This window comes from Rhodococcus sp. WS1 (genome assembly GCF_003797745.1).
Classification (GTDB): Bacteria; Actinomycetota; Actinomycetes; order Mycobacteriales; family Mycobacteriaceae; genus Rhodococcus_F; species Rhodococcus_F erythropolis.
Map to the genome: position 1 here is coordinate 1,206,030 of NZ_RKLZ01000001.1, position 13,167 is coordinate 1,219,196.

Below are 13,167 nucleotides of genomic sequence, written 5' to 3' on the forward strand. Positions count from 1 at the left end.
CGACGTCAGTAGACGTCTCGGACGTACCGCTTCTCGGCCGAGAGAGCCTTCACGTACGCCTCCGCACTACGAGGTGCCAGTTTTCCGTGTTGAGCGACCACCCCGTTGAGGGCACTGTCGACGTCCTTGGCCATCCGGTTGGCATCGCCGCAGACGTAGAAGTGGGCGCCCTTCTGCAACCACTCCCACAGCAGCGCACCGCGCTCACGCATCCGGTCCTGCACGTAGACCTTGTCGGCTTGATCCCGGGAAAATGCGAGGTCGAGTTCGGTGAGGAATCCGTCTTTCCGCAATTCTTCGATTTCTTCGCGGTAGTAGAAGTCGGTCGCGGCGTGCTGTTCCCCGAAGAACAGCCAGTTCGGGCCCGTGTGCCCCAATGCCCGACGCTCATGCAGGAAAGCACGGAACGGCGCGATGCCGGTTCCCGGACCGACCATGATCATCGGGGTTTCGGGATCGGACGGTGGCCGGAAATGGGTCGACTTCTGCACGAAGATGCCGATGTCATCATCGTGGGCGTGGTCTGCGAGGTAGGTCGAGCACACCCCACGTCGTGGGACACCCGCGACGTTGTAGCGCACCGCGGACACCGTCAGCTGCACTTCGCGTGGGTTCTCCTTCGGACTGGAAGATATCGAATACAGCCGCGGCTGAAGCGGTTTGAGGAGGGAGAGCCATTCGTCCGTCGAGGCACGAACGGGTGACTGCGCAAGTACGTCGACGGACTGTCGTCCCCACGACCAGTCTTTGAGCGTGGAGATGTTCTCCGGCTTCATCAACTCGGCGAGGTCCGCGTCGCGAGTTCGTTGATGCACGAACCGAATCATCTCGCTCGAGATTCGAGTGATCTCCAGGCGTTCGGTGAGCGCGGCACGCAGGGTCATATCGCCGTACTGCCCCAGTTCGACGACCTCCTCACCGTCGAGGCCGGTGAGGGTGAGCCACTCGTCGACAAACGGAGAGCTGTTTCGGGGCCAGACTCCGAGAGCGTCGCCAGCTTCGTAACTGACCGTGTCGTCCGGAAGGTGAAAGCCCAACTGCCGCACGTCTTTGGAAGAGCCTGGCCGGTTGAGCACGACATTGCGCGTCAAGGCTGTGGTCAGCGGCGCCTTCTTGTTGTACTGCAGCGGCGCCGACATCGCCGGTGAAATCGGCGTGGCCGCAACGGTTGTCCCAGAATTCTTCTTTGCAACGACGACGTCGGCCGTCTCACCAGCCGCCGAGCGCTGAAGTTCAGCCGTGACAGAGTCCAGCCAACCAGCAGCGGTGTCCTCGAAATCGGGCTCGCAGTCGGCGCGATCGACGATACGACTGGCCCCCAGTTCACCAAGGCGGGCGTCAAGCTTTCGTCCATGCCCACAGAAGTCGTCATAGTTCGAGTCACCGAAAGCGATGACTGCATAACGTGTCTCGGCCATGCGGGGCGCCGTGTCAGCAGCCAACGCATCCCAGAAACCGCTGCCGTTGTCCGGGGATTCGCCGTCACCGGAGGTACTGGTGATCAACAGGACCTCTCGGGTGGCCGCCAGGTCGGCGGCCGGGAACTCGTCCATTGCATGCATCACCACGGGCAAGCCAACTTCCCCAAGGCGAGCAGCGCAGGCGGCGGCAAATTCTTCCGCGTTTCCGGTCTGCGATGCCCAGAGCACCACGATCGGCGCGCGTTCTGTCGCAATGCCCGGAGCCGAGGACAACGCGGGCCCGTCGGTGTCAGGGAGCGAGGTTCGCGAGTACAGGCCGGCCAATACCCCGTCGACCCACATCCGCTTTTCGGCGTCGAACGGCGCCGTCGACGGCAACGTCGGGACCCCGGCAGTGCGATCGGCGTCCGCACGCAACGCGGCGAGAAGACCGGCCAGGTAGCTCTGCTGGAGCGCATCGAATACCACTGCAGGTGTTCCTGTTTGACCGATGACATCCGCGAGGATATCGGTTCGCGACAAAGCCCGATCAGCTGGCGCGGAAGCCACCAGCGGCGCCTCGGCGAGCACTGTTTCAGGTGTGTTCACGGCGACCTTCGTCATAGTGACAGCACAGGCTTTGAACTCCGGTTGCTGCGAGGCTGGATCGATGGCGTCGTTGGTGACAGCGTTGATGGACAGATATTCGCCGAAGGCGTCGTTCCAGTGAAATGGGGCAAAGCAGTTCCCCGGACGCACTCGGTCGGTGATGACGGCGGGAAGCACAGCGCGACCGCGGCGTGAGGCAACCTCGATCGCATCCTGGTCGACGACGCCGAGCCTGGCGGCGTCGTCGGGATGGATCTCGACGAAGGGACCTGGGTTGAGTTTGTTCAGCTTGGCGACCTTGCCTGTCTTGGTCATGGTGTGCCACTGGTGCGCGAGACGACCGGTGTTGAGCAGGAATGGATAGTCGTCGTCGGGCATTTCGGCGGGAAGCATGTGCGGCCGTGCGAAGAACATCGCACGGCCAGTGGCGGTGGGAAATGCGAGCCGCGGAGTGCTGCCGTCCTCGCGGATCAGGAGCCTTTGACTGACACCGTCATTGACGTATCGGATGGGATGACGGTCCTGATCACTGTCTGGTGGGCACGGCCACTGGATTGATGTCTTGCGGAGGCGCTCGTAGGTGACGCCGCGTAAGTCGTAGCCGGTCTTCGGATTCCAGAACTGCTTGATCTCTTCGAACACCTCTTCGGCACAGGTGTAGGTGAACGCCTCGGCATACCCCATCTCGCAGGCGATCCGGGCGATGATCTGCCAATCAGGCAGCGCCTGCCCGACCGGATCCAGTGCCTGCTGAAAGAGCGTCAGGTTGCGTTCGGAATTGATCATCACTCCGTCGGACTCTGTCCACAGTGACGCGGGCAGCAGAACATCGGCGTATTCGTTGGTCTCGGTGCCCAGGAACGCATCCTGGGTGATGACGAGGTCAGCCTTCTCCAAGCCGTCGATGACGGTCTTGCGGTTGGCTACCGTTGCAACGGGATTGGTGCAGATGATCCAGCATGCCTTGATGTCACCCGCCGCCATGCGGGAGAACATGTCGATGGTGCCACCGCCGATGTCGGTGCGCAGCGAGCCTTGCGGGATCCCCCACCTCTCCTCTACGAATTCGCGATCGGCGTCGACCATCACGGCGCGCTGGCCGGGCAAACCTGGACCCATGTAGCCCATTTCACGCCCACCCATGGCGTTCGGCTGCCCGGTCAGCGAGAACGGACCGCTGCCGGGCTTGCAGATCGCACCGGTCGCAAGGTGAAGGTTGCAGATGGCGTTGGTGTTCCACGTGCCGTGGGTGCTCTGGTTCAAACCCATTGTCCAACAGCTCATCCAGTTTGCAGCCTCACCGATCCACTGCGCTGCAGTGCGGATGTCGGCCTCGGGGATACCGGTGATCTCACTGACCTTCTCCGGGGTGTACTCCGCGAGGAAACTGGGCATCACCTCCCAGCCTTCGGTGAAGTCGGCGATGAAGTCAGGGTCGGTGTGGCCGTTCACCACGAGCAGGTGGAGTAGTCCGTTGAGTAGCGCGAGATCGGTGCCGGGAGCGATCTGCAGGAACAAGTTCGCCTTGTCGGCGGTGGCACTGCGTCGAGGGTCGACGACGATCAACTTCGCGCCTGCCTTGATCCGCTCCTGAATCCGCAGAAAGAGGATCGGATGGCAGTCCGCCATGTTCGCGCCGGTCACGAAGAACACGTCGGCGTGTTCGAAGTCCTGATAGGAACCGGGCGGTCCGTCGGCCCCGAGAGACTGTTTGTAGCCGGTGCCGGCACTCGCCATGCACAACCGGGAATTCGATTCGATCTGATTGGTCCCGATGAATCCCTTGGCCAGCTTGTTCGACAAGTACTGGGCTTCGAGGGACATCTGCCCGGACACGTACAACGCAAATGCGTCGGGGCCGTGCTCGTCGATGATTGCCCGTAGACGCTGGGCGGTGTCAGTGATGACGGCGTCCATGTCCGCGGCTTCGATCGCATCCCCTCGGCGCGGACGGCGATATGCAGAGTCCATTCGCCCTGGACCTGCGAGCATGTCTGCGGTCGTGGTCCCTTTGGTGCACAGACGCCCGAAGTTGGTGGGATGTGTCTTCAGACCGGAAGACTTCGCAGCCTTCCGGCGTCCCGTCTCCGGATCGGTGATGATGTCGAGGACAAGACCACAGCCGACCCCGCAGTACGCGCAGAGTGTGTCGACACTGGTGGTGGTGAGTTGAGCGCCCATCGATTCATGCATCCCTTCGACCGAGGATCAAGGTCGACTTCTATCTTCGGATGCAGTTGTTTCGGGAGTTCATGCTCGATGTTGCGTATCAATCACTCTTTCCTCACCGCGCCCTTCGGACCGATGTGCGGTCCCGGAACCGGCGGTCGTCGACGGGCAGCGATACGCGAATGCCCAGTTCTACGCCCTGCCGCCGAATCGAGCAATGTAGTGCCAGACCTTTTTGACGTCCTGCGGATCGAAGGACGCGCTCCGTGCGAGCCCCAGTACGGCAGGCGTCAGTCGCCTGCCGCGGGCAATTTCTCGGGCAAGGTCGACGACGGTCGCTCCCCGGTATTCGGGATGTTCGGCTATCTCTTCGACATCGACCGCGTAACCGTCGTGCCACAGGACCGGGCACGTGAGTGAGTGGGCGATCTCTTCGATCCGTGTGCCGCGGTAACTCGGGTCCAGGACGAGTGCCTCGACGTCCGTTCCGATGTCGACGACGCCGTGGACGTGCGCCTCGATGTAGTGGTCGAGCGGATCGTCGAACTCGGCGGCTCTGGCGGCGCCGACCAAGCTCATCGCTTCGGCAGTTCCGAAGAGATCAGGCTCGAAGACGCTGTCCGGAAAGCAGAAGGTGGTGCGGTCGAGTGTGTGCTCGGCAAGCCGGAAGTAGGACGAGCCGAACCGAGGGGATGCCCCGTACGGATCGGCGGAGAAGTTCAACGATCCGTACTTCGGCCGTTCCGACGGCTCTCGCTCGTCGTAAGCCCCGCCGAATATCCGACTCTCCCAAAGCCAACGGTCGCCGCCGTGATGCGCTGTCAGTCCGCCGTTGCTGGTACGAGTCTCGAACTGGGTCACGTAGGTGCCTTGACGTGCGATCGAGGCCAGTGTCAGACCACGTTCAGACGGGAGGTCCGGATGAAAGTGCAACGTCACCCGGTGATTTCGATCCACCTGGTCGCCGTTCGAGAGACCGCGCACGTGCGCAATCGCGGCAGACGAGGGAGTGGAATCAACAGGCATTCGTCCATTATCCGGATACGGAAGCAGCGCCGGTGAAGAAGTCGACCAGTGAATACGGTGCGCCTTCACCGAGGCAAAGATCAAGGATCACGTGCGAGTCAGCGGCCTCGGATGCACTGCGCACGAACATCGCTTCCTCGTAGCCGCTCAGTGCCGCTTCGATGTCGTCCGGGTGCGCGGAGATCGCCCTTCCCAGTTCGGCGCCGTCGAACATGGCCAAGTTCGCACCCTCACCGGACGGAGCCATCAGATGTGCCGCGTCACCGAGGAGCGTGACCCCAGGCACGCGATCCCATCGGTGCTCGTCGGGAAGTGCATGGATCGCGCGCGGAATCGGCGCGGTTTCGCCGTCTGTGATCAGCGCAGTGAGTTCCGTTGCCCAACCGTCGAACTCGGCCGCGACCCGCGCTGTCGCAGCAGCGGCGTCGGTGAAATCGATACCGGCAAACCACTCCGCCGTATGGTTCAGCTGGACGTAGGTGTGCACGATGTCCCCCGCCTCTCGATGCGCGGCGATCGCTTTTCCGGGTGCGGGCGCGTACATCGCCCCGCCACCGACTGCCTCGGCTGCAGCCGAATGCTTTTCGTCGACGTCGTACAGATACGTCTCGATGAACGTCGTGCCGACGTATTCGGGCTTCGCATCGGAGAGCAACGGGCGGATCTTCGACCAGGCACCGTCGGCGCCGACGAGGAGGTCGGTAGTCACCGTCGAACCGTCGGCAAAGGTCAGTTCGTGTCGGCCGTCAGCGCGCTCGTCGGCAGTGTTCCGTGAGCCGAGCGAGCGGACACTGTCGACCTTGCGTCCCCATTCGATCGTGCCGTCCGGAAGGGATTCGAGCAGGATCCGTCGGAGGTCTCCGCGCAGCACTTCAGGACGGACTCCCGTGCCGTCATCGGGTTCGTCGAGGAGTACAGCGGCGTGTTGATCGAGTACGCGCGACGCGGCACCGCCCTCGTGGATGACCGCGCGGAACTCGTCGATGAGGCCGGCAGCGTCGAGCGCCGCCTGACCGTTGTGTTCATGGATGTCGAGTTGGCCGCCCTGCGTGCGAGCTTCTGCCGACGGTTCCGCCTCGTAGATCTTCGACGGAATTCCGTGAACGTGGAGGACGCGCGCGAGGGTCAGACCGCCGAGGCCCGCCCCGATGATCGTTATCGAGTTGCTCATGTTCGTTTCCTTTCAGGCTTCTATTGGAACGTCGTTCCACTGACCATCTTGGAACGGCGTTCCAGATATGTCAAGATGGTGCGCATGGCGACCAGGAATCAGCGGACCGAGCGACGTACGGACGCGCTCTCGAAGGAGCGAATCGTCGAGGCTGCGATCGAGATCCTCGACGACGAGGGCGAAGCTGCGCTGACATTTCGCGCACTCTCCGCACGCCTGGCAACAGGTAGCGGGGCGATTTACTGGCACGTTGCCAACAAGAGCGAACTGCTCGCCGCGGCGACCGACGACGTCATCGCCCGCGTGACCACCGAAGGAACCGAAAGCGCAACCCCACGGGAGGCGATCCGGATCATCACTCTCGGTGTGTTCGACGCGATCGACGCGCACCCGTGGGTCGGCACCCAACTCTCTCGCGAGCCGTGGCAATCAGCGGTGATGCAGATCTTCGAGAGTCTGGGAGGGCAACTCCAAGCACTCGGCGTTCCCCAATCGGCACAGTTCGATTGTGCGTCCGCACTCCTGAACTACGTGCTCGGCCTCGCCGGACAGTATGCCGCGGGGGCCCGCCTCCTCCCCCGCGAGACAGATCGGTCCGCCTTCCTCGCCACCGTCGCGCAGCGGTGGGAAGAACTCGATTCCGCGGAGTACCCGTTCCTCAATCAGGTGACGGCGCAATTGCGCGACCACGACGACCGAGAACAGTTTCTGGCAGGCATCGATCTCATCCTCGCGGGGATCGACACCGTCCGATAGCAGCCGTTCCCGTCAACCGCAGCCGTCAACGCGAATGAACAGCGGTGTTGGAGCCGAGCGCTATGTCGAGGAAATCTCTTGCCGCACCGCGCAATCCGCGATCGGGATCCCAGACGGCTTGGAGTCGCCTCGGCATCCGCAAGCCGTCGACGTTGACCGCGACCAGTCGGCCGTCCGTCAGGTCGGCAGCAACGGCCAACGACGACAGAACGGCGGGCGCGTTGCCTGCCACCACCGCAGCCTTGACTGCGGTGCACGAGGTGAGCTCGAGCAACGGCGGCACACAATCGGGAACAGCATTCTCGAGCGTCAGACGCGTCCCTGACCCTGACTCGCGCTGAATCAGCGGCGTGCGTGCGAGGTCCGCAACCGGAACAGGCACACCATTGGCCCAGTCGTGTCCCGGCGGCACAACCACGACGAGGTGATCACGCGCTACCTCGCACGACGCGAGCGCCGACGGCACATCCGGACCTTCGACGAATCCGATATCGGCCTGGCCTGCCTGCACTTGAGCAGAGACATCCGAGGAATTGTGCAAGCTCACCGACGCCACGACGTTGGGGAATTTGTGCCGCATCGCGACCGTCCATCCGGGAACCAGATACTCGGCGATGGTCATGCTGGCGGCAACTGTGACGGCAGCGTCGCGTTCACCGCGAAGTGCGGCAACTCCCGATGCCATTTCCTCGGCACTGACGAGGATGTGACTTGCCCACTCGAGAATCAGACCGCCCTCGGCGGTGGGACGAACACCGGTCGCCGCTCGATCGAAAACCTTGATTCCGAGCTGCCGTTCGACCGAACGCACCCGGGCGCTGACCGCTTGCTGACTGAGTCCGTGCTCCCGGCCGGCAGCACCCATGCTGCCTAGACGCCCTACGGAAAGCAGGACGTCGAGGGCACTGAGTTCCGGCACCCGAGGAGACAACGACATAGACCAAGATTAGACCCACAAGGCGAGATTGTGGGCATTCAAGGACAACCGGTCTACCGGTACGAACCGGATGAGACGACAGTGAAATACATGACCACCACAACGAGTCCCACCTTCGCCCACATCACCCCGAACTGGTTCGCGGCAGCGATGGGAACGGGAATCGTCTCGGTGGCCGCAGCTTCGCTCGAACCGGAGATCGAAGGCTTGAAGCTGGTCTCGGAAATCTTCTGGGTTCTGGCGGTTCTCGTACTGTGCGCCTTGATCGGCGCATTTGCCACCCATTGGTCACAACATCGATGTCAGGCCCTCGCCTACCTGCACAGTCCCGCGATGTTCCCGTTCTACGGAGCCGTCGCCATGGCCCTACTGACCGTGGGATCGGCAACCGGCATCACCGGGCCGGACTTCCTCGGCCACGACGTGGCGATCACCGTCTCGCTGACTCTGTGGATACTCGGCACGGCACTCGGCCTGGTCACCTACGTCGTGATGATGATTCGTCTCGTTCGAGATGCTGGGATGGCGACGGCAATGCCGTTCTGGCTGATGCCCGTCGTACCACCGATGGTCTCGGCCACCACCGGCGCAGCGGTCAGCACCCACATGCCCGAAGGCGCTCCGCGCATCGCGGTACTGATCTTCTGCTACATCCTGTTCGCTCTGGCACTGACCGCCGCTATCGGCATTCTGATAGCCGTCGCGAGGCAGTTCGCACGCAACCGCTCGGCCGGCGTCGACGTGATCCCGTTCAATGCCATTCCCTCGCTGTGGATTCCGTTGGGCGTGATCGGACAGTCGATCGCAGCATCCAACCTGTTGGCCGCCGCCTCACGGCATGCACTCAGTACCGAGCACGCCGACACCCTGCACGAATTCGGAATCGCATACGGAACCGTCGTCGGAATCATCGGCGTCATCGCATTTGTCACCGTCACCACCGTGACTATCCACGCACTGCGCCGCGGCTTGGACTTCTCGCTCGGTTGGTGGAGCTTCACCTTCCCCATCGGAGCATGTGCAGTCGGAGCGAATGCCTTCGGAGTCGCCACCGGTTCGACACTGATTCTGGGAATCGCACTTGCCCTGCTGACCGTGCTGATCCCCATCTGGGCAACCGTCGCGGTGCGGACCGTCCGATCGATCCGCAGTGGAGCTCTTCCCGCGGCTGCATGAATTGGCACCGATGAGTTTTGCCTCGCCGTACGGTCTGTACTCACGTAGACCATTGTCGAGAGCGGGAGTACATGGTGAGTCAGTTATTACGAGTACAGAATTTCAGCGTTTCCAGTGACGGAATAGCCTGCGGTCCGGACCAAAGCTTCGAGAGCCCGTTCGGCCTGGACCACGGTGAAATGTTTGCGTGGGCGGGAGCTACAGCGAGCTGGCCCAATCGCACCGATCCCGGCGGCAGCCGAGGCATCGACGACTATTTCACGCGGGACTTCTCCAACAACATCGGTGCCGAAATCATGGGCCGCAACAAATTCGCACCATACCGCGGCCCTTGGGAGAATCTCGAGTGGCAGGGGTGGTGGGGCGACGAGCCACCGTTCCACACCCCGGTTTTTGTCTTGACCCACCACGTGCGGCCGTCGTTCACGCTATCGGACACGACATTCCACTTCGTCAACGCTGACCCGGCGACGGCCCTCGAGCAGGCACGTGAGGCAGCGCAGGGCAAGGACGTTCGACTCGGCGGCGGGGTCAGCACTATCCGTGAATTCCTCGACGCCGATCTGGTCGACACGATGCACATCGCTGTCTGCCCGATCGAATTCGGATCCGGTCTACGCCTGTGGGAGACACCTGATGAGTTGCGCGACCGCTTCAACCTCGAAATCGTGCCGAGCCCGAGCGGCGTGACGCATCACCTGTTCTGGCGAAAGTGACCGGTGGGGGGCGGCTCCCGAAACGGGAACTGCCCCCATCAGTTGTGTCTTAGGCTCCGGTCTCGACCTGGCGCCCCGACTGGTACCACGCCATTGTTCCACCGGCCACCGAAACGGCATTGATGCCACGGGCCTGCAGATACTCCGCGGCCTGCAGGCTACGGCCACCGACGGCGCAGATGATGTACACCATTTCCGCGTCCGGAATTTCACCGACGCGAGAGACGAATTCGCTGAGCGGAATGAGCGCCGCACCGGGAACTCGGACCTGAGCGAACTCGTCGGGCTCACGGACGTCGATCAGCGGCTCACCTGCCGCCAATGCCGTGTCCAGTGCATTCAAGTCGACTTCCAACATGTCTTCTGCGTCCTGCCTTCGTGTTCGCTGCTGTCCGAATAGACGGTACCGCGTGATTTCGTGTGGTTGCCTTTACGATCTGACAATGACCAATACTGTTCCCGAAAAGTCGGGTTTTTGGAGTCGACCCACTTTGTGGAAGTTGCTCCTTCTCATCGTTGCCTATTTGGTCTTCTACCTTGCCGCCGGGCAGGTGATCTCGCGTGTTTTCGCCGACCAGATCGACACGGACAACGTGGTCTCGAGTGCCTCGAGCATCATCTTCGGCGTCATGTTGCCCATCGCGATCGGTGCAGTTGCGTTGCTGATCTTCACGGTCAAGGTCGGCTGGCTCAGCAGTATCTTCGGTCCTCAACCGGTACGCGGACGCGGCTGGATGTGGATCGGGCCGATTATCGTCGTTGCCGCCATCGCTGCCCACCTGGCCGGAACCGACTGGAGCGCGTGGTCGGCCGGCGAAATCGTCTCGTTGATCGCCCTCGGTGTATGTGTCGGTCTCGCAGAGGAATTGGTCACCCGAGGTATTGCAGTGAAGATGCTTCGTGATGCCGGCCACCGAGAACGCTTCGTCGCTGTTGTGTCGTCCCTACTGTTCGCACTCATGCACACGGTGAACTTCATCGCGGGAATGGAACTGGCAACAGTCCTTGCCACCGTCGTCTACACCTTCGGATTCGGAATGTGCATGTACTTGACCATGCGCGTGACGGGCACGATCTGGGCCGCAATCGTGTTGCACGGCCTCACCGACCCCACCACCATTCTCTCGACCGGCGGGCTCGACACCTCGGTGACGACGGGTGCCAGCGGAGCCACCACGATCGCCACACTGCTCACTGTCGTGCTGGTCGCCTTCGGCGTAGTTGCCATCTTCTTCATCCGCGGCCGGGTCGGCGAAGAGCAGCCCACGCGCGTCTCGGCCTGACTGATCGCATGGGTACAAGACATACTTGTACCCATGCCTTCTCGGACCACACATTCGATCACCGTCGTGACCGCATCTTTTGTTCTGGCACTATCGGGCGCCGTCACACACGCCAGTGCGGGGGTTCCGGCCGCTCCCGAAGCCGCGACTACCGAATCCATCGCATCGGAGTCGATCAGCGATCTGTACGCAGCCCAGGGTGCGCACGAGGTGGCGGCCGACTCGGTTCCCGGATACCAATTGTTCTACCCAGCCGACTTGTCCGCTGATGGCAAGCGGCATCCCGTCATCACGTTCGGCAACGGCAGCTACGCGACGTTCGAAGAGTACGAGGCCCTCCTCCGACACTTTGCGTCGTGGGGTTTTGTTGTTGTGGTGGCCGACAGCAGTGTGACCGGCGACGGTACTGAAATCTTGGGTGCCGCTCAGTACCTCGTCGATCAGAACACCAACGCTGAGAGCATTTTTCACCAGAGGATCGATACCGACAACATCGCCTCAGTCGGACACTCCCAGGGGGCAGGTGGCGCGATCAACGCTGCAACGCAGTCGGCGAATCTGATCACCGCCACTGCGGTGCTCGACCTGCCGGACCCGTGGTGGGCTTCGCGACCTGTCGATGTCGTCGACGTGGCGAAGTTGACCGGGCCGACGTTCTTCATGACCGGCGCCGACGATCCGGTCTCCACCGCCGATCCACAAGCTGAGTACTTCGACAAAACCGCAGCACCGGCGGTCCGGGGCAGACTACTTGGCGTCGGCCACAATTGGGCCGCCGACGGCGAAGGATTCCGGGGTTACCTGACCGCGTGGCTGAGGTTCGCCCTCAGCGGCGACCAGACTGCCGGACGTGCGTTTGTCGGCGACTCGGCGGAAATCCTCACCGATCCCCACTGGGACCGGCAAGCGATCAAGGGTTTGTGATGACGATCTTGCCGTAGGCCTGCCCGGATTTCTGCTGCTCGAACGCCTCGGCAAGATTGTCCAGACGGTACGACGAATCGATGACGGGACGAAGCGCGAGGCTCTCCAGCCCTGCAACCATCTCCTCCTGATGTGCACGACTGCCCACCAGAACACCTTCGATGGTGACCTGTTTGGTCAGTAGCGAAGTCAGGTCGATCGACGACGACGGGCCGTTCATGATGCCCAGCGCGCAGATCCGGCCGCCTGGTCGGACTGCCGCCAGAGATTGACCGAGGGTGGACGGCCCGCCCACGTCGAGCACAAGGTCGATCCCGCCGCTGAGCCGCATCGCTTCCGATCCCCAGTCCGGGCGCTCACGGTAGTTGACCACGTGATCGGCACCTAGCTCGGTCAATCGAGCCATCTTGTCGGGAGCCGACGAGGTTGCGATCACCTGAGCTCCAGCAGCTTTGGCAAGCTGGACGGCAAACAGCGCTACCGTGCTGGTCCCGGGAATCAACACCGACGAACCTGGGATGATCGGGACGCCGGCAAACAATGCACGCCACGCGGACAAGCCCGCAGTGGGCAAGGTAGCGGCTTCTTCGTACGTGTAGTTTCGCGGCATCGACGTCACTGCCGATACCGGCACGGTGACGGTGTCACGGGCGAACCCGTCGACGCCGTCACCGGGTGAATTTCCGAATCCGTCGAAATCCGGTGCACCGCTGCGCCAATGCGGCAGATAGGTGCTCATCACACGGTCCCCGACCCCGAACTGTGTGACGCCGTCGCCGACGGCAACTACCTCGCCCGCTGCGTCGGACAAGAGAATGCGAGGGCCGTCGGTCGGTATCTCGCCGGTCGCCACGAGGTAGTCGTGGTGGTTGAGCGAATTCGCGCGGATCGCGATCTTCACCTCACCCGCACCTGGCCCTGGCGTCTCGATCGTCCTCGATTCGAGGTTGTTCAACCCTCCAGGCGGAAGTACGTATACAGCGCGGTTGGTCATGGTGTG

11 protein-coding genes are annotated in these 13,167 nt (G+C 62.4%); 5 read left to right on the forward strand and 6 right to left on the reverse strand.

The features are described 5' to 3' along the window. Positions 1-5: 5 nt before the first annotated feature. From EEB12_RS05585 to EEB12_RS05595, 3 genes are all read right to left on the reverse strand, one after another. Positions 6-4,190 carry a bifunctional nitrate reductase/sulfite reductase flavoprotein subunit alpha gene (locus tag EEB12_RS05585; protein WP_141487494.1) on the reverse strand — a complete coding sequence of 1,395 codons (4,185 nt, stop codon included), beginning with the start codon at positions 4,188-4,190 and terminating at the stop codon, positions 6-8. A 180-nt stretch (positions 4,191-4,370) separates the two neighbouring features. Continuing rightward, on the reverse strand, positions 4,371-5,204 hold the full coding sequence (locus EEB12_RS05590; protein ID WP_141487495.1) for a DUF3626 domain-containing protein: 834 nt from the start codon (positions 5,202-5,204) through the stop codon (positions 4,371-4,373). Positions 5,205-5,211: 7 nt separating this feature from the next. Next, the gene (locus EEB12_RS05595; RefSeq protein WP_141487496.1) at positions 5,212-6,375 is read right to left on the reverse strand and encodes an FAD-dependent oxidoreductase; all 1,164 of its coding nucleotides are present in this window, start codon (positions 6,373-6,375) and stop codon (positions 5,212-5,214) included. A gap of 75 nt (positions 6,376-6,450) precedes the next feature. Here EEB12_RS05595 and EEB12_RS05600 point away from each other — a divergent pair, with 75 nt between their 5' ends. After that, the gene (locus tag EEB12_RS05600) at positions 6,451-7,131 is read left to right on the forward strand and encodes a TetR/AcrR family transcriptional regulator (RefSeq protein ID WP_141487872.1); all 681 of its coding nucleotides are present in this window, start codon (positions 6,451-6,453) and stop codon (positions 7,129-7,131) included. 25 nt (positions 7,132-7,156) lie between these two features. Here EEB12_RS05600 and EEB12_RS05605 read toward each other — a convergent pair whose 3' ends face one another. Then, complete coding sequence (locus EEB12_RS05605; protein WP_019747644.1) at positions 7,157-8,068, reverse strand: LysR family transcriptional regulator; 912 nt, start codon at positions 8,066-8,068, stop codon at positions 7,157-7,159. Positions 8,069-8,158: 90 nt separating this feature from the next. Here EEB12_RS05605 and EEB12_RS05610 point away from each other — a divergent pair, with 90 nt between their 5' ends. After that, complete coding sequence (locus EEB12_RS05610; protein WP_044480105.1) at positions 8,159-9,244, forward strand: TDT family transporter; 1,086 nt, start codon at positions 8,159-8,161, stop codon at positions 9,242-9,244. 74 nt (positions 9,245-9,318) lie between these two features. Next, complete coding sequence (locus tag EEB12_RS05615) at positions 9,319-9,960, forward strand: dihydrofolate reductase family protein (RefSeq protein ID WP_029254966.1); 642 nt, start codon at positions 9,319-9,321, stop codon at positions 9,958-9,960. 49 nt (positions 9,961-10,009) lie between these two features. On the opposite strand, the gene EEB12_RS05620 is transcribed toward EEB12_RS05615, so the two are convergent. After that, entirely contained in the window at positions 10,010-10,318 is a 309-nt protein-coding gene (locus EEB12_RS05620) for a rhodanese-like domain-containing protein (RefSeq protein ID WP_141487497.1), read from the reverse strand. Between the two features lie 85 nt (positions 10,319-10,403). On the opposite strand from EEB12_RS05620, the gene EEB12_RS05625 reads away from it, so the two are divergent. Together EEB12_RS05625 and EEB12_RS05630 are read left to right on the forward strand one after the other, a co-directional pair. Further along, the gene (locus EEB12_RS05625) at positions 10,404-11,243 is read left to right on the forward strand and encodes a CPBP family intramembrane glutamic endopeptidase (RefSeq protein ID WP_031330946.1); all 840 of its coding nucleotides are present in this window, start codon (positions 10,404-10,406) and stop codon (positions 11,241-11,243) included. A 33-nt stretch (positions 11,244-11,276) separates the two neighbouring features. Beyond that, positions 11,277-12,167 carry an alpha/beta hydrolase gene (locus EEB12_RS05630; protein ID WP_060938826.1) on the forward strand — a complete coding sequence of 297 codons (891 nt, stop codon included), beginning with the start codon at positions 11,277-11,279 and terminating at the stop codon, positions 12,165-12,167. Here EEB12_RS05630 and EEB12_RS05635 read toward each other — a convergent pair. Further along, positions 12,154-13,161, reverse strand: a complete 1,008-nt coding sequence (locus EEB12_RS05635; RefSeq protein WP_047888593.1) for a zinc-dependent alcohol dehydrogenase family protein — start codon at positions 13,159-13,161, stop codon at positions 12,154-12,156. The two genes, EEB12_RS05630 and EEB12_RS05635, sit on opposite strands and share 14 nt — an antisense overlap. Positions 13,162-13,167: the final 6 nt, after the last annotated feature.